Source organism: Frankia alni ACN14a (assembly GCF_000058485.1).
Classification (GTDB): Bacteria; Actinomycetota; Actinomycetes; order Frankiales; family Frankiaceae; genus Frankia; species Frankia alni.
Window position 1 is genome coordinate 6,806,314 of record NC_008278.1, and the last position, 16,288, is coordinate 6,822,601.

Below are 16,288 nucleotides of genomic sequence, written 5' to 3' on the forward strand. Positions count from 1 at the left end.
CGCAGGTCATCCGGCAGGTGCCGGGAGTCGAGGGGGTCGACGGGGAGAGCCGTCCGCCTAGGCGGACGCGCTCGCCGCGCCGGCCTCCTCGGTCGCCTCGGTGGTCTCGCCGAGCTCGGCGTCCTGCTGGGCGACGGTTCGCTTGGCCAGGCACTGCACGACGGCCAGGTCGGGATCGGCGTCGAGTTCGGCGCCCTCGGGCAGCGCCAGCTGGCGGGCCAGCACCGCGGTTCCCGGCTCCAGGCCGGTGATGTCCACTTCGATCGCGTTCGGCAGACGCGAGGCGTCGGCCCTCAACGCGATCGAGGTGACCTGCTGGTCGACCAGCGTGTCGGGGTGGGGCTCGCCGACGACCTGCACCGGGATGTCAGCGACGACCTTCTCGCCCCGGTTCACGAGAACCAGGTCGATGTGCTCGAAGCTGCCCTTGATCGGGTGCCGCTGGACGTCCTTCGCGAGCGCGAGCTCGGTGCCGTCGGCAAGCTCGAGCGTCAACAGGACGTTCGTGCCGGCGTCGGTCTTGAAGGCGTGCAGCAGGTCGTGCGCGGGCAGGGCGATGTGGCGCGGCGGCTTGCCGTGACCGTAGAGAACAGCGGGTACCTTGCCGGCGCGGCGGGTGCGACGAGCACCGCCCTTACCGAACTCGGTGCGCGGCTCCGCGGCGATGCGGACCTCGGACATGGCGGCGCTCATCCTTTCCAGAACATGGGATTCCATCGCCGGAGGGCGGGAGGACCACCGCGGCGCGGTCCTTCACAGTACCGGACGCTTCGCGAGAGGTGGACGGCCACCCCGATCTGTCAAGACCCAGCGCAGATGCGGACCGCCGCGGGGCACCGGTCCCGACCGGACCGGCGCATCAGCGGACGCGGGGCCGGCGCCGGGCCACACCGACGGGCCGGATGTTCACCTGAGCGGGCAGGTCGGGGCGGCCGAGGGCGCGCCGGGCCCGTCCCAGCACCGGGCCGCAGACCTCCCCGACCACGCCGGGCACGTCGGTGCCCCGGGTCACTCTGACCGCGATGTCCAGCGACGGTTCACGCCTGCCCCGCAGCTCGGCCCGCGCGCCCTCGACGCCCGCGATCGCGGCCACGTCGTCCGCGACGGCGTCGGTCAGCGCGGCCGCCGGCAGGTGCACGTCGCCGAGGGCATCGTGGGTCACGTCCAGCCCCGGGGACCTGTCGGTACGCGCCTGCTGGGCCAACCAGGCCAGTGCCAGCAGGGCGACCAGCCCACTGGCGACACCGACAACCGGCCAGAACCAGCCGTGCCCCGCGGCGAAGCCACGGACGGTCGGGTCGAGAACGGGCTGGTCCGACCGGCTGTCACCGAAGACGCCGACCCCGACGAGAAGCGCCACCACGCCGGCCGCCGTGAGCAGCACCCCCAGAGCGGCAAGGATGACCCGGTTGCGCCGGTCGGTCGGCGGCACGCGCGGCCCAGGCCTGGTCACGGCGCCTCGCCTCCCCGCCGCGCCGCGGCACCCACCCGGCGGGTGCCGTCCGGTCCGGTCCCGACCGCCCGCCGTGACCCGTCCGCACCACCCGACTCGTCCGCACCACCCGAGGCGGGCCGACCGTCACCTCCGGAGGGTCCGGCGTGCCCACCCGGACCGCCCCACCCGGCCGGGCCGTCATGCCTAGCCGGCCCGTCGACGGCGGCCGGTTCGTGCCGGCGCCCGGTGGAGGTCGCCCGGATCGTCAGATCGGGCGACTCGACCAACGCGAAGGCGTCGAGCTCCTCACTCAGCACGGCGGCTACCCGCCGCGGGGTGTCGCCGGCGACGCGGGGGCGCAGGCGCAGCCGGACGTCCGCGACGCGCCGGTGCACCCGGACCCGGGCCCGGTCCACTCCGTCGACGGCGAGCGCCGTGGCCCGCAGGTCCCGTGCCAGCCCGCGCCGGTCCACGAACACTCCGGCCCGCGGGCATCCCCAGCGAGTTCGCAGCCGGGCCGGCGTGCCGCTCCGAAGCGCGATCCCGATCAGCAGCAGCCCCACCAGCGCGACGAACCCGGCGGCCAGCAACGCCGGCCCCCGGGACCAGGCGGTGTCGCTCAGGCCGTTCGCCCAGCTCCGCCAGTTGATCAGGACCTGGCCTTCACCCACCGCCGCCGCGATGATCTCGACGACGGCGATCACACCGGCAACCGCGATCAGTGTGGCGAGCAGCCCCGCGACGACCCGGCGTCCCATCCGCACGATGTCCACCCCCCACCGAGTCCGCCCCCGTCTACTACTCGTGCCCACGCGCGTACGAACAGACACCGTCTCTGGTCGGTCTCGCCGCCGGAGCGAGTTGCGGTGCGTTCTGCACGGTCTGAGTCCGCAGACCGTGCGCATCGCACCGCACACGCCTCACGTGCACCGCGGAGCGGACGAGACCTGGTCGGCTCTAGAACGGTTCGCCGCCGCCCGGGCTCAGGGAGGGCACCTCGATGTCGAGATGGGCGACGCGCACACCGGCCAGCGCCGCGACCCGCTCCTGCACCTCACCCCGCACCCGCTCGGCGGTCTCGCCGACGGGGTTCGGGTAACGCACGGAGAACGTCATGGTCAGCCGCGCCGTGCTGCCCTCGAGCCGGGCATCCACCCGGGGCCGGCGGGCATGCCCGCGCCACCGAGCCCCGCCCCGGCGGGCGCCGCCGCGGCGCGAGAGCCGCCGCGGCGGCCCGGTGACCCCGGGCACCTCCGCGGCGGCCATCGCGGCGATCTTCTCCACGACCCGGTCGGCGACGCGCAGCGATCCCGCTCCCCCGCCGGCACGCCTGGTGCCGGCCGGCTCGCCCGCATCGGCGGAGGCGCCGGGCCGGGACGGCGTGGTCACCGTCGGCTCCGGCGCCGGTCCCCGCCCACGTAGCGGGTGATGTCGAGGTCACCGTCGACGACCTTGCCGACGACGAGCCCGATCGCCCCGAACACGAGGACGATCAGGAACTCGCTGAACCCGCCGAAGGCGAGCGCGAGCCCGGCGATCAGGCCGGTGATCAGACCAAGTGCTGCTGCTCGCATGGTGACGTCCCTTCCGGTCCGACCCGTCCAGTCGGGTGATACGTCCGGTGTGCCCCTCGGACGGGCCGGGAAGGGGCAAGGGGGGTGATCGTCACATGGGGTGAGGCGCCGCCACGCTCCACGCGGGCGGTGTCGGGTCACCGGACTCGAGGGCCACGCTGTGCTCTCTGGGCCTGTCGTCGGTGTACCCATCGGACACCGAGCCGACGGCCCCATCGCGCTGTGACGACCTGCCGCCGCGCCGCTCCGCGCCATCCTCGGCCGCGCTCCGCCACCCAACCGGCGAGGTGCTCGGCCACGGTGCGCCGGCGGTAGGCGGTGGGACCGGAGTCGGCCTCGGCCCACCGGCCGGTGGTCGAGCGGCCGGTGGTCGGCTGTCCCGCGCGCAGCGCCCGCAGGCCCTCGGCGAAGGCGTCGGGATCTCCACCGCGGTCCGGGTGGTGCGTCCGGACGAACGCGCGTATCTCCGCCCGGCGCCGGGCCGCGTCGGCGTCAGCCCGGGAGTCCGGACGGGCCGCGTCACCCGCCTCCTGCGGGGTCACGGTGACCAGACCCACGGCTGGTCACCATCCCCCACCTGCGCCGGACCAACCGAGCGCCGTTGATCGACCGGGGCAGGCCGGTCGACCGGGGCAGGCCGGTCGACCGAGACCAACCCGTCCGGTGGATCCAGATCGCGGATGATCACATCCACCCGGGGGCAGTCGGGTGCGGCGCGCAGCACCGCGGCCCGGACTCGGTCGGCGAGATCGGCCAGCCGCGGGCCGTAGCGGCAGTCGACCTGCACGAGGATCCGGTCGGCGCGCACTCGCACCCCCGCGACCCGGCGCCCGGGCAGATACGTCGCCACCTCCGCCACCTCGAGGCGGTCCCGCGCCGCGTCGTCCATCCCGCGATCCTCGGTCACGGCCCCCCCGCCGTAATCGGCCGCCTCCACCCCACGGTGGTCCTCGTCCGCGCCCGCCCCGCCGGAACCGATCGCGACCGCCCTGCCGGAACCGGCGGCGACCGCCGCGTCAGGCCCGTCGGGCAACGGCCCGCCCGGGCGCTCCGGGATGCGCAGGGGCGAGGGCGTCGGGGCGGCGACCAGTCGGGTCACCTCTGGACAGGCGGCCACCGCGGCCGCCACCCGGTCGGGATCCCAGCGGAACCAGGTGGTCACGTCACCCGTCCCGACCAGGTTCACTCGACCCGCCGGGTGTCTTCCTGGCCGTCGTCGCCGATGAAGACGTCGTCGATGGCGACGTTGACCTCGGTGACCTCCAGCCCGGTCATCCCCTCGACGGAGCTGACCACGTTGCGCCGGATCGACTGCGACAGGTCGACGATGGAGACGCCGTAGTCGCAGACCACGTCCAGGTCGATGGCGGCCTGCCGCTGGCCGACCTCGACCGCGACGCCCTGGGCGACGCTCGCCGACGCGCCGGGGATGCGGGCCCTCACCGAACCGACCGCCCGGGCGCCGCCGGTGCCCAGCTTGTGCACGCCGGCGACCTCGCGGGCCGCCACCCCGGCGATCTTGCGGACCACGGCATCCGCGATCGACGTGCGGCCTCGCTCGGTGGTGAGCTCCGTGGAGTGCTTCCGGTCCGGCACGGTGGTCCGGTTGGCGCCACCGGCGCCGGTCGCCGACGAATCGGCCTGGCCGGTGCTGGTCGAGGTTCCGGCACCGGTGGTCGCGGTTCCGGAGCTGGTGGTCGTGGTCATGGTGGTCCCCTTCGTGGTTTTCGGCGCCCCCCGAGTGGGCCGTGGTCGCGGGGCACCCGCCGTCAGGCCGCGGCCCGCTGGGGTCGGGTCCGACCGGGTCACCGCGGGTCAGCTGGGACGCGGCGGCGACGCACGTGCAGGCCGGACGTCAAGGAAGCCTGGGGAAGGTGTGAAGGGCCAGGTCCAACCGGGCGAGGGGGCATCACGAAGCACGTGCGGGCCCTCTCCGACGGGGTCACCCACGCCGCGAGTCGCCCGATTTCACCAGCCAGGCATCCCGACCTCTCATGTACCCCGCGGGTGGACGGTCATACGCTCCGGACCCGCGGATAGGTTGGGTTCGGCCGGTTGCCCCCGCCCGGACGGGCGGTGCCGCTCAGCACGCGTAGCAACGCTGAGCGTGTGGAACCGCCGCACGAGGACGACCAGCACGAACACGACCGCTATACGAGCCCGACCGCCACGTGAGCACGACCGTCACACGAGGACAACCGCCCGCACGAGGACAACCGCCCGCACGAGTACGACTGCCCGCACGAGTAGAGGCCGCCCGCCCGAGTAGAGCCGCCCGCACAGACCAGCCTGAGTGAGTCCGAGCGAAGGAGCATCCGCTGCCTCGATCCCACCCGGGCCCGCGCCAAGGCGCGGGAGCCGGCATCGCCGCCGTGACCGTCCGGGCCCCGGCCAAGGTCAACCTGCATCTCGGCGTCGGGCCGCTGCGGCCGGACGGCTACCACGACGTGATCACCGTGCTCCAGGCCGTCTCGTTGTTCGACGACCTGACCGCCACGACGCTCGACCCCACGACGGCCGACCCCACGGCGGCCGACCCCACGGCGGCCGACCCCACGGCGGCCGACCCCACGACGATCGACGGGGTGCCCTCCGGCGACCAGGACGGGGTCGTGGTCACCGTCGAGGTCTCCGGCGAGGGGGCCGACCCGACCGCGCGGGGCCCGGCCACGACCACCCCCGACGTGTCCATCGTCCCCACCGGCCGCGACAACATCGCCGTCCGGGCGGCGCACCTCGTCGCCGAGGCCGCGGGCATCACCTCGGAGCGGGTGCACCTGACCCTGACCAAGGGCATCCCGGTCGCCGCGGGCATGGCGGGCGGCAGCGCGGACGCGGCGGCGGCGCTGGTCGCCTTCGACGCGCTGTGGCAGGCCGGCCTCGACCGGGTCGCCCTCGCCGGCCTCGCCGCCCGGCTCGGCAGCGACGTCCCGTTCCCGCTGACCGGCGGGACCGCGCTGGGCACCGGCCGGGGCGAGCAGCTCACCGACGTCCTGGCCACCGGCGAGTACCACTGGGTGTTCGCCCTCGCCGACGGCGGCCTGTCCACTCCGGCCGTCTACGCCGAGTTCGACAAGCTGTCCGAGGGCCGGCTGCGCACGGGGCCCACCCCCGCCGACGACGTGCTGGCGGCGCTGCGCACCGGCGACCCCGCCCAGCTCGGGGCGGCCCTCGTCAACGACCTGCAGCCGGCGGCACTGCGGCTGCGGCCGGCGCTGCGCCGGGTCCTGGAGACCGGCCGCGAGCTCGGCGCCGTCGGGGCCATCGTGAGCGGTTCCGGGCCGACCTGCGCCTTCCTCGCCGCCGGGGCGACCGAGAGCGTCGAGCTGGCCGCGAGCCTGGCCGGCATGGGCGTCGCCCGGGCCGTGCGCCGGGCGTCCGGGCCGGCGGCCGGTGCCCGGGTGCTGGAGGGGCCGGACGGCGCGGACGGGTCGGGCGGCGGACCGTGAGCCCCGTCCTGGTCAGCCTGGAGAACATCGACGCCGCCTTCGGCACCCGCACGCTGCTGGACCAGGTGAGTCTCGGCGTCGGCACCGGCGAGCGGATCGGCGTGGTCGGGCGCAACGGCGCCGGCAAGTCCACCCTGCTGCGGATCATCGCGGGCGAGGCGGAGCCGGACGCCGGCCGGGTCGTCCACGCGGGTTCGACCCGGGTGGGCTCGCTGGCGCAGGCGGACGTGCTGCCCGCCGACCGCACGGTCCGCGAGGTCGTGGTCGGCACCGGCGCGGAACACGAATGGGCGGCGGACCCGCGCCGCCGCGGTGTGCTCGCCGGCCTCGGCCTGCTGGACCGCCTCGACGACGTGCTCGGCCCGATGTCGGGTGGCGAGCGGCGGCGGGTGGCGCTGGCGCGACTGCTGGTCCAGGACCTCGACCTGCTGATTCTCGACGAACCGACGAACCATCTCGACGTCGAGGGCGTCGCCTGGCTCGCCGGCCACCTCGCCGGCTGGCGCGGCGGCCTGCTCGTCGCCACCCACGACCGCTGGTTCCTCGACGAGGTGTGCGGCCGGGTGTGGGAGGTCGTCGACGGACGGGTCGACGCCTACGAGGGGGGCTACTCCGCCTACGTCCTCGCCCGGGCCGAACGGACCAGACGGGCGGATGCGACGGAGGCCCGCCGGCAGAACCTGCTGCGCAAGGAGCTCGCCTGGCTACGCCGCGGGCCCCCCGCCCGGACCAGCAAGCCGCGGTTCCGCATCGACGCCGCCAACGCCCTGATCGCCGACGAGCCGCCGCCCCGCGACACGATGGCGCTGCGCAGCTTCGCGGCGTCCCGGCTCGGCAAGGACGTCTACGACGCCGAGAACATCACCGTCCGGATCGGGGACCGCACCCTGTTCGACGGCATCACCTGGCTGCTGGGGCCGGGGGACCGGATCGGGCTGGTCGGCGTCAACGGCGCCGGCAAGACGACGCTGCTGCGCACCCTGCTCGGCGAGGTCGTCCCGGACGGAGGGCGGGTGAAGGTGGGGGCCAGCGTCCGACCGGCGCTGCTGTCCCAGGAGGTCGCCGAGCTACCGGCGTCGCTGCGCGCGCTGGAGGCCGTCGAGCAGGTCGGCCGGGTGCTGGAGGTCGAGCGGGGTCGGGAGCGCAGCGCCGGGCAGCTGCTGGAGCAGTTCGGCCTGCCGTCGTCGCGGCAGTGGACCCGGGTCGGCGACCTCTCCGGTGGCGAGCGGCGCCGGCTGCAGCTGCTGCGCCTGCTCATGGCCCGGCCGAACGTCCTGCTCCTGGACGAGCCGACGAACGATCTCGACACGGACACGCTGACCGCGCTGGAGGACCTGCTGGACTCCTGGCCCGGCACCCTGGTCGTGGTCAGCCACGACCGGTATTTCCTCGAGCGGACCTGTGACGTGACGCTGGCTCTGCTCGGCGACGGCCACCTGAGGATGCTGCCCGGCGGCATCGAGGAGTACCTGGCCCGCCGAGCCGCCGCCGGCTCGGAGGCCGCCACCTCGGCTCCGCCGGCCCGAGCAGCCACCGCGGGCGGAACGAATGGCGCAGGTAGACGAAGTGGCACGGATGGCCGAAGTGGCACGGGTAGCCGAAGTGGCACGGGTAGCCGGAGTGCAGCGGGTGGCGCGGACGGGACCGCGCCAGGTGTCCCCGCCGCCGCCACGGCAGCGGCCGGCACGGCCGGATCCGGCACGGCAGCGGCCGCCATCGGCGCGACGACCGGACCGTCCCGATCCGGCAGCGAGCTGCGGGCCGCCCGCAAGGAGCTGACCCGCCTCGAACGTGCCCTCGATCGGCTGACCCGCCGCGAGCAGGAGCTCCACGTGGCCCTCGCCGAGGCGGCGACCGACCATGAGCGCCTGCTGGCGCTGGACGCCGAGCTGCGCGCCGTCGTCGCCGACAAGGACGCCACCGAGGAGGCCTGGCTGACCCTCGCCGCCGACCTCGAAGGCTGAGCCGACCGAGGCGGCTCAGCCTGCCGAGGCGGACCAGTCAGCCGAGGCGGCTCAGGCCGTAGCGTCGGCGGTGACGCGTTTGGTGGCGAGGCGGGCCGGGTCGGGCCAGCGCACGTCCCAGACCAGGTGGAGCGTCTCCATCAGCTTGATGATGTAGAAGCTCGTGTCGATCTGCCAGGGGCGCACGCCGTGGCGGGCCGAGGTCGGCTCGGCGTGATGCAGGTTGTGCCAGGACTCCCCCATCGACAGCAGCGCCAGCGGCCACACGTTGGCGGAGCGGTCCCGCGAGCGGTACGGCCGGGAGCCGAGCACGTGGCAGATGCTGTTCACCGACCAGGTGACGTGGTGGAGCGTGGCGACCCGGACGAGGCCCGCCCAGAAGAACGCCTGCACGGCCGCCTCGAACGAGCCGCCCCAGAGGCCGCCGATGATCGCTGGCGCGGCGAGGCTGACGAAGGCGCAGCCGGCGAACGAGCGGCTGACCTTCACGATGTCCGGGTCGTCGAGCAGGTCGGGGGCGAAGCGGCGCTGGTCGGTCTGCTCGACGTCGAACAGCCAGCCGACGTGGGCGTGGTAGAGGCCCTTCATCATCGACCATGTGCCGGGGCCGTAGCGCCACGGCGAGTGTGGGTCGCCCTCGGCGTCGCTGAAGGCGTGGTGGCGCCGGTGGTCGGCCACCCAGCGGATCACCGGGCCCTCGATCGCCATGTTTCCGGCGACGGCGAGCGCGATGCGCACCGGCCGGGACGTCTTGAATCCACGGTGGGTGAAGTAACGGTGGAATCCGACCGTCACCCCGTGCCCGCTGATGGCATAGAAGATCAGGGCAAGGACGACGTCATGCCAGGAGATCCACCGGCCCCACAGGGCGGGTATCGCGGCGACCACCGCGACAAGCGGAATGATGATCGTCGTCACCATGATGATCTGTTCGGCCCGAGCCTTCGCCATCGACCTGGGCCTGGTGGCGTTGCCCCGGTTGTTGGCGGGATCGGCGCGGCCGAGCCCCGCAGTCGTTTCCCGGTCGTCATCCGGCGCCCGATTGTTGCTCGGTGTCACCGTGTCGGTAGCGGTCATCGCCTCGTCCCGTCCATCGCGGCAGGTCCACTGCGCCGGCACTCCACCGGCCACGGTAGCCCGCCGATGTGACAACAGTCCCCATTGCCGGCGTCCACCACGCAAACGGGCCACTCGGCAGGGCGGCCCAGCCTGCCGGCCTGCCGGCATCGCTGTACATCGCTGTATGCCCACCGGCCGGCACCCGCCCGAATGGTCTACGTCTCGTGGGGGTACCCGCCCCACCGAGGTCACCACCCGGGCCACCCCGACGGGCATCCCGCAGAACGTGCTCGGACCTCGCCCGGCGACCACCACGGCACCCGACACCGCTCACCTCGGGCGGCACGCCCCGTAATGGCGCCGCGGTGGTGTGGTGCGCCCCGATCGCCGCGGGCGCCCGATGCATCGGGCTGTGCGGGGTCGGCGGGGACCGCGGCGCGGCCCGACCCGCGGGACAGTGGTCCGCGACCCTGCTTTTACCATCCGCGCCACCCCACGATGGTAGAGTTGGCATGTTTTCCCCGCGGTCCGCCGTAGTGTAATCGGCAGCACAGGAGATTTTGGTTCTCTTAGTCCACGTTCGAGTCGTGGCGGCGGAGCACTACTGGAGTACCACCAGTAATACCATCACAAAGAATCGCCGGGAAGTACCGCCGCGCCGGCCGGACCGCCATCGCGATCCTTTCTCCGCGAGCGGCCGAACGCTTCGGCGGGGACCGGTCGGGTCGTTCCCCGCCGGCCGGTCGAGGCCCTCCTCCGGTGACGGCGCCCGGCGTGTTACCGGCCGCCGTCACCTCCCCGGGCCCGGTCAGCAGGTCGCGGTAGTGTGGTGCCCGTCGCCCCATCGTCGTGCAGGCCGAAGATCCGGGAGATCGCGTGACTTCACCACGTCCGGCCGCCGTCATCATCCTGGCTGCGGGCGAGGGTCGACGGATGCGCTCGACGACACCGAAGGTGCTGCACAGTATCGCTGGGCGAACCCTGCTCGGGCACGTGCTGCACGCCGCCGGCACCCTGGCCGCGCCCCGCACCGCCGTCGTCGTGGGCCACGGCCGGGAGCAGGTCGCGGCGATGCTGGCCGAGCAGGCCCCGACGGTCGTCCCCGTCGTGCAGGACCGTCAGCACGGTACGGGCCACGCTGTTCGGGTCGCCCTGGCGGCGCTCGACGGGCTCGCCCCCGACGACTCGGTGGTCGTGCTCCCCGGCGACACCCCGCTGCTCACCGGGGAGACGCTGGCCGCCCTCACCGGCCATCACCAGGCCCAGCGCGCCGCGGCGACGGTGCTGACCGCCGTCCTCGACGACGCCACCGGTTACGGCCGGGTCGTGCGCGATGCCGCAGGTGGGGTCCAGGCGATCATCGAGCATCGCGACGCCGACGCGGCCACCGCCGCCATCCGGGAGATCAACACCGGGGTCTACGCCTTCCGTGCCGGCCCGCTCCAGGCGGCGCTGGCCCGGCTGACCAGGGAGAACGCCCAGGGCGAGGAGTACCTGACCGACGTCGTCGGGCTCCTGGTCGGCGACGGCAGCCCGGTGGCGGCGCGGGTCGTCGCCGACCCGGCCGAGGCCGCCGGGGTCAACGACCGGGTCCAGCTCGCCGCCGCCGGCCGGGCGCTGCGCGACCGGATCGTCGTCGCGGCCATGAAGGCCGGGACCACCGTCGTGGATCCGCCCACCACCTGGATCGACGCGGACGTCACCCTGGAGCCGGACACGACGATCGCCCCCCACACCTTCCTGCACGGACGCACCCACCTGGCGAGGGGCGCCACCGTCGGCCCCGAGTGCACCCTCACGGACACGATCGTCGGCGCGGAGGCGAGCGTCGTGCGGACCACGGCCGACCGCGCCGAGATCGGCGCCGGCGCCACCGTCGGCCCCTACAGCCACCTGCGCCCCGGCACCCGGCTCGGCCGAGAGGGCAAGATCGGATCCTTCGTCGAGACGAAGTCCGCCGAGTTCGGCGACCACACGAAGGTCCCCCACCTCGCCTACGTCGGCGACGCCGTCGTCGGCGAGCGGAGCAACATCGGCTGCACGACCGTCTTCGTGAACTACGACGGCGTCGCGAAGCACCGCACCGTCATCGGCTCCGACGTTCGCATCGGCAGCGACACGATGCTCGTCGCCCCGGTCACCGTCGGAGACGGTGCCTACACGGGTGCCGGGTCCGTCATCCGGGAGGACGTGCCGCCGGGCGCGCTGGCCATCCGCGAGGGGCGCCAGCGGATCATCGAGGGCTGGACGCAGCGGCGCCGGCCCGGCAGCCCCGCCGCGGCGGCCGCCGCGGCCGCCGCGGCCGCCGCCGGTGCCTCGCCGGGGCCCGCCGTCGCCGACGCGGCGACGCCGACCGACCTCCTCCCGGCCGAGTCCCGCCCAGGCGACCCCATCCCGGCCGACCCCATCCCCGCCGACTCCATCCCGGCCGACTCCATCCCCGCCGGCCCCATCCCGGCCGACTCCCTCGCAGCACAGGCGCACGGGGTCGGCACGCCCGATGCCGGCCCGCATGGTCGGGGTGACTTGACGCACACCGGCAGCGGCGAGGCCGGGATCGCTGGCGTTCCCGGAGCGGGAAGCAGAACGTAGAGGGGTCGGTCCCAACCTTCTGACCAGCGGGGGGATGCACACCGCCCCATCGGTCCGGCCGCGCCGGCAGGCCGCGCGGGGCAGCACCTCTGCGCGCGCAGGCACGCCGCCGACGGCACCCCAGCCTGATCATCCGTCCCGTCCAAGGAGAACGCGGTGGCCTACCAGACCGAGAACCGGCGCAACCTGATGCTCTTTGCGGGACGCTCGCACCCCGGCCTCGCGGCGGAGGTGGCGGCCGCACTCGACGTCGAACCCGTGCCGACGAACGCCTACGAGTTCGCCAGCGGCGAGATCTTCGTTCGCTTCTCCGAATCGGTCCGCGGCTGCGACGCCTTCGTCCTGCAGTGCCACTCGGCGCCGGTGAACACCTGGCTGATGGAACAACTGATCATGGTGGACGCCCTGAAGCGGGCGAGCGCCAAAAGGATCACGGTGGTCGCGCCGTTCTACCCGTACGCCCGCCAGGACAAGAAGCACCGCGGCCGCGAGCCGATCTCCGCCCGGCTCGTCGCCGACCTGTTCAAGACCGCCGGCGCGCACCGGCTCATGTCGGTCGACCTGCACACCGCACAGATCCAGGGCTTCTTCGACGGCCCGGTGGACCACCTGTTCGCGCTGCCGCTGCTCGCCGACTACATCGAGAACAAGCTGGACACCTCGGAGGTCACCGTCGTGGCCCCCGACTCGGGCCGGGTCCGGGTGGCGGAACGCTGGACCGACCGGCTGGGCTGCCCCCTGGCCATCATCCACAAGCGCCGCGACCCGGACGTGCCCAACCAGGTGAAGATGTTCGACGTGGTCGGCGAGGTCCGCGGCCGCACCTGCGTCATCGTCGACGACATGATCGACACTGCCGGCACCATCACGAAGGCCGCGGAGTCGCTCAAGGAGCACGGCGCGACCGACGTGATCGCGGCGGCGACGCACGGTGTGCTGTCCGGGCCGGCGGCCGACCGGCTGAAGAACTCCGAGATCAGCGAGGTCGTCCTCACCAACACGCTGCCGCTGCCCAGCGAGGCACGGATCGACAAGATCACCGAACTGTCGATCGCCCCGCTGCTCGCCGCCGCGATCAAGGCGGTCTTCGAGGACGGCTCCGTGACCGGCCTGTTCGGCGGGGACGCCTAGACAGCCCCGCCGCGACGCGCGTCCCGGTCGCGTCCCGGGCACGTCCCGGGACGCCTGGGTCCGCGCGACGCGGGTCGGCACGGCGCCGGCGGTCCGCCGCTGCGGGTCGCCTCCGTAGACTGCGCAGGCATGGCAGCGCAACAGCCGAAGGTCTCGCTGACCGGCATCAAGCCGACGGGCGAGCCGCATCTCGGGAACTACATCGGAGCGATCCGGCCCTCGCTGGAGCTCACGTCGACCTACGAGTCGATCTACTTCATCGCCGACTACCACGCCCTGACGTCGATTCGCGACCGCAGGGAGCTGGCGAGCTACACCCGGTCGGTGGCGGCCACCTGGATCACGCTCGGCCTCGACCCGGCGCGCACGGTCTTCTACCGCCAGTCCGACGTCCCCGAGATCTTCGAGCTGTCCTGGGTGCTGTCCTGCGTGACCGGCAAGGGCCTGATGAACCGGGCACACGCCTACAAGGCCGCCCGCGACCGCAACGCCGAGTCCGGCGTGGCGGATCTGGACGCCGGGATCAACATGGGCCTGTTCAACTACCCGATTCTCATGGCCGTCGACATTCTCATCATGAACACCGACGTGGTGCCCGTCGGGCAGGACCAGTCGCAGCACGTCGAATACGCCGCCGACATCGCCGGCTCGTTCAACCATCTCTTCGGCGACGTGTTCAGCCTGAGGATTCCGGAGGGAATTTACCCCGCCGGCAGCTCGGCCCGGACCCTACCCGGCACCGACGGCCGCAAGATGAGCAAGTCCTACAAGAACACGATCCCGCTGTTCGCCCCCGAGAAGCAGCTACGGAAGCTCATCCGCGGCATCGTGAGCGACAGCACACCGGTGGAGCAGCCGAAGGACCCGGACGCCTCGGCGGCGTTCGCACTGTTCGAGAACTTCGCCACCCCCGAGGCGGTCAAGGACATGCGGGCCCGTCTGGAGCAGGGCGGCACCGGCTGGGGCGAGCTGAAGAACGCCCTGTTCGAGACCGTCAACGCCTGGTTGTCGCCGCTGCGCGAGCAGTACGAGGCCCTCGTCGCCCCCGGCAGCGAGCTCGACGCGATCCTCGACGCCGGCGCCGAGCAGGCCCGCGACCGCGCCCGCCCCGTCCTCCAGGGCGTCCGCCGCGCCGTCGGCATCTCCCCCCTCTGACCGACTCCGCTGCCGCTGCCGGGGCGTCCGCATGCTTATCCAGAGGGATAAATCGGGCACGGAACCCTCTGGACAAGCAGGGAACCCGGCGCGGTCCCGACGGCGCGTCCTCGTCAGTCGGGCGGACCGGGCTCGGCGGCAGGGGCCCCGGCAAGCTGAGTAGCCGCGGCGGGCTCGGCGACGGCGGCGCGGCGGGCGGCGGCGAGGCGGCAGAAGGCCTCGACGTCGAGGGTCTCGCCGCGGGCGCCGGGATCCACCCCGGCCGCCTCCGCCAGGGCCGTCGCGGCGTCGCGCGAGCCGGCCCAGGGGACCAGGGCCGTGCGCAGCGTCTTGCGGCGTTGGGCGAAGGCGGCGTCGACGGCGGCGAAGACCTCGGCGCGCAGCTCCGCCGGCGCCGGCGGGGTCCGGCGGGTGAAGGCGACCAGCCCGGAGTCGACGTTCGGCTGCGGCCAGAAGACCGGGCGGGGCACGCCACCGGCCGGGCGGCTGCGCGCGTACCAGGCCAGTTTCACGCTGGGCGCGCCGTACACCCGGCTGCCGGGCGGCGCCGTGAGCCGGTCGGCGACCTCCGCCTGCACCATCACCAGGCCGCGGCGCAGCGACGGCAGCCGTTCGAGCACGCCCAGCAGCAGCGGCACCGCGATGTTGTAGGGCAGGTTCGCGGCGAGCACGTCCGGGGCGGGCACGCCCGCGGGCAGGTCCGCCGGTCCCAGCCGCAGCCCGTCGGCGAGCACCACGTGCAGCCGCGCCGCGGCCTCGGCGGGCAGCCGGGCGGCGACGGTCACCGGCAGGGCGGCGGCCAGCGGCGGGTCCACCTCGACGGCCACGACGGCGCCGGCGGTGCCGAGCAGCCCCAGGGTCATCGAGCCGAGACCCGGACCGATCTCCAGCACTGTGTCGTCCGGGCCGACCTCGGCCAGCCGGACCAGCCGGCGCACGGTGTTCGCGTCGACGAGGAAGTTCTGCCCGCGACGCTTCGTCGGCCGTAGGTCCAGCGCGTGCGCCAGCGCCCGCAGCTCGGCCGGCGCGAGCAGCGCATCGGTGCCTACCAGGGCCCGAACACCCGCTCGGCGTTGGCCGCGATCGACGCGCCGAGCTCGGCGACGCCCACGCCCCGGGTCTCGGCGAGCGCCCGCAGCGTCAGCGGGATCAGGTAGGGGCCGCCGGGCCGACCCCGCCAGGGCACCGGGGTGAGGAACGGCGCGTCGGTCTCGACCAGCAGCAGCTCGGCCGGCGCCACGGCGGCCGCCTCGCGCAGGTTCGCCGCGTTCTTGAAGGTCACGTTGCCGGCGAAGGACATCACGTAGCCGGCGTCGGCGCAGACCTTCGCCATCTCGGCGTCGCCCGAGAAGGCGTGGAAGACGACCGTGTCCGGAGCGCCCTCCTCGGCGAGGATGCGCAGCGTGTCCTCGTGCGCGTCCCGGTCGTGGATCATCAGCGCGCGGCCGGTCTCCTTGGCGATCGCGATGTGCCGGCGGAAACTCTCCTGCTGGGCGGCGTGCGCCTCCGGCGGGGTGCGGAAGTAGTCCAGCCCCGTCTCGCCGACGGCCCGGACCTTGTCCCGGCGGGCCAACTCGGTGACGGCGGCGAACGTCTCCTCGCTCACCCCGTGGGCGGCCTCGTTGGGATGGATGGCCACGGCGGCGTAGAGCTCCGGGTGGGCATCGGCGACGTCGGCCTGCCAGCGGCTGGTCGGCAGGTCCACGCCGACGGTGACGGCCCGGGTGACACCCACGGCGACCGCGGCCGCGATCGCGGCATCCACCTCGGTGTCCATGAGGTCGAGGTGGCAGTGGCTGTCGACGACGGCCACCGGCAGGGGATCGGGCGGCGGCGGTGGATCGCCCGCCCGGTCAGAGTTTCGCGCCACCTCACCCATCCTTCCGCGTCCGGTGAAGTCTACGGCCGACGCCGGGCGCGCCGAGGAAT

16 protein-coding genes are annotated in these 16,288 nt (G+C 74.0%); 5 read left to right on the forward strand and 11 right to left on the reverse strand.

The features are described 5' to 3' along the window. Positions 1–57: 57 nt before the first annotated feature. The 8 genes from FRAAL_RS27350 to FRAAL_RS27385 all read right to left on the reverse strand — a co-directional run bounded on the left by FRAAL_RS27350 (position 58) and on the right by FRAAL_RS27385 (position 4,716). Complete coding sequence (locus FRAAL_RS27350) at positions 58–681, reverse strand: 50S ribosomal protein L25/general stress protein Ctc (protein WP_041939860.1); 624 nt, start codon at positions 679–681, stop codon at positions 58–60. A 178-nt stretch (positions 682–859) separates the two neighbouring features. Further along, on the reverse strand, positions 860–1,453 hold the full coding sequence (locus tag FRAAL_RS27355; protein ID WP_011607318.1) for a hypothetical protein: 594 nt from the start codon (positions 1,451–1,453) through the stop codon (positions 860–862). Beyond that, a complete protein-coding gene (locus tag FRAAL_RS27360) occupies positions 1,450–2,193 on the reverse strand; it encodes a DUF6286 domain-containing protein (RefSeq protein ID WP_011607319.1) in 744 nt (247 codons plus the stop codon). Before FRAAL_RS27360 ends, FRAAL_RS27355 begins: the two co-directional genes overlap by 4 nt. Before the next feature lie 199 nt (positions 2,194–2,392). Continuing rightward, positions 2,393–2,824, reverse strand: a complete 432-nt coding sequence (locus tag FRAAL_RS27365) for an Asp23/Gls24 family envelope stress response protein (RefSeq protein ID WP_011607320.1) — start codon at positions 2,822–2,824, stop codon at positions 2,393–2,395. Then, positions 2,821–3,009, reverse strand: a complete 189-nt coding sequence (locus FRAAL_RS27370; RefSeq protein ID WP_011607321.1) for a DUF2273 domain-containing protein — start codon at positions 3,007–3,009, stop codon at positions 2,821–2,823. Before FRAAL_RS27370 ends, FRAAL_RS27365 begins: the two co-directional genes overlap by 4 nt. A gap of 137 nt (positions 3,010–3,146) precedes the next feature. Further along, positions 3,147–3,566, reverse strand: a complete 420-nt coding sequence (locus tag FRAAL_RS33610; RefSeq protein WP_011607322.1) for a hypothetical protein — start codon at positions 3,564–3,566, stop codon at positions 3,147–3,149. Continuing rightward, positions 3,548–4,171: a hypothetical protein gene (locus FRAAL_RS27380; protein WP_231861377.1), complete on the reverse strand. Its 624-nt coding sequence runs from the start codon at positions 4,169–4,171 to the stop codon at positions 3,548–3,550. Before FRAAL_RS27380 ends, FRAAL_RS33610 begins: the two co-directional genes overlap by 19 nt. Before the next feature lie 20 nt (positions 4,172–4,191). Continuing rightward, entirely contained in the window at positions 4,192–4,716 is a 525-nt protein-coding gene (locus FRAAL_RS27385; protein WP_050997263.1) for an Asp23/Gls24 family envelope stress response protein, read from the reverse strand. Between the two features lie 665 nt (positions 4,717–5,381). Here FRAAL_RS27385 and FRAAL_RS27390 point away from each other — a divergent pair. Beyond that, the gene (locus FRAAL_RS27390; protein WP_011607325.1) at positions 5,382–6,458 is read left to right on the forward strand and encodes a 4-(cytidine 5'-diphospho)-2-C-methyl-D-erythritol kinase; all 1,077 of its coding nucleotides are present in this window, start codon (positions 5,382–5,384) and stop codon (positions 6,456–6,458) included. After that, entirely contained in the window at positions 6,455–8,422 is a 1,968-nt protein-coding gene (locus FRAAL_RS27395) for an ABC-F family ATP-binding cassette domain-containing protein (RefSeq protein ID WP_011607326.1), read from the forward strand. Before FRAAL_RS27390 ends, FRAAL_RS27395 begins: the two co-directional genes overlap by 4 nt. Positions 8,423–8,473: 51 nt before the next feature. On the opposite strand, the gene FRAAL_RS27400 is transcribed toward FRAAL_RS27395, so the two are convergent. Then, on the reverse strand, positions 8,474–9,499 hold the full coding sequence (locus FRAAL_RS27400) for an acyl-CoA desaturase (RefSeq protein ID WP_041939861.1): 1,026 nt from the start codon (positions 9,497–9,499) through the stop codon (positions 8,474–8,476). Positions 9,500–10,357: 858 nt separating this feature from the next. On the opposite strand from FRAAL_RS27400, the gene glmU reads away from it, so the two are divergent. The 3 genes from glmU (at position 10,358) to FRAAL_RS27420 (ending at position 14,359) form a co-directional block, all read left to right on the forward strand. Continuing rightward, positions 10,358–12,073 carry a bifunctional UDP-N-acetylglucosamine diphosphorylase/glucosamine-1-phosphate N-acetyltransferase GlmU gene (gene glmU / locus FRAAL_RS27410; RefSeq protein WP_083866940.1) on the forward strand — a complete coding sequence of 572 codons (1,716 nt, stop codon included), beginning with the start codon at positions 10,358–10,360 and terminating at the stop codon, positions 12,071–12,073. Between the two features lie 156 nt (positions 12,074–12,229). Continuing rightward, positions 12,230–13,204, forward strand: coding sequence for a ribose-phosphate diphosphokinase (locus FRAAL_RS27415; protein ID WP_011607331.1), 975 nt, complete (start codon positions 12,230–12,232; stop codon positions 13,202–13,204). A gap of 129 nt (positions 13,205–13,333) precedes the next feature. Next, the gene (locus tag FRAAL_RS27420; RefSeq protein WP_011607332.1) at positions 13,334–14,359 is read left to right on the forward strand and encodes a tryptophan--tRNA ligase; all 1,026 of its coding nucleotides are present in this window, start codon (positions 13,334–13,336) and stop codon (positions 14,357–14,359) included. A gap of 113 nt (positions 14,360–14,472) precedes the next feature. On the opposite strand, the gene rsmA is transcribed toward FRAAL_RS27420, so the two are convergent. Further along, positions 14,473–15,297, reverse strand: a complete 825-nt coding sequence (gene rsmA / locus FRAAL_RS27425) for a 16S rRNA (adenine(1518)-N(6)/adenine(1519)-N(6))-dimethyltransferase RsmA (RefSeq protein ID WP_011607333.1) — start codon at positions 15,295–15,297, stop codon at positions 14,473–14,475. 107 nt (positions 15,298–15,404) lie between these two features. Further along, positions 15,405–16,229: a TatD family hydrolase gene (locus FRAAL_RS27430; RefSeq protein WP_041939863.1), complete on the reverse strand. Its 825-nt coding sequence runs from the start codon at positions 16,227–16,229 to the stop codon at positions 15,405–15,407. Between the last annotated feature and the right edge of the window lie 59 nt (positions 16,230–16,288).

Coding starts and splice junctions, on each gene's coding strand:
- FRAAL_RS27350 (WP_041939860.1), bottom strand. CDS start 681: ATGTCCGAGGTCCGCATCGCCGCGGAGCCGCGCACCGAGTTCGGTAAG.
- FRAAL_RS27360 (WP_011607319.1), bottom strand. CDS start 2,193: ATGGGACGCCGGGTCGTCGCGGGGCTGCTCGCCACACTGATCGCGGTT.
- FRAAL_RS27370 (WP_011607321.1), bottom strand. CDS start 3,009: ATGCGAGCAGCAGCACTTGGTCTGATCACCGGCCTGATCGCCGGGCTC.
- FRAAL_RS27385 (WP_050997263.1), bottom strand. CDS start 4,716: ATGACCACGACCACCAGCTCCGGAACCGCGACCACCGGTGCCGGAACC.
- FRAAL_RS27400 (WP_041939861.1), bottom strand. CDS start 9,499: ATGACCGCTACCGACACGGTGACACCGAGCAACAATCGGGCGCCGGAT.
- FRAAL_RS27420 (WP_011607332.1), top strand. CDS start 13,334: ATGGCAGCGCAACAGCCGAAGGTCTCGCTGACCGGCATCAAGCCGACG.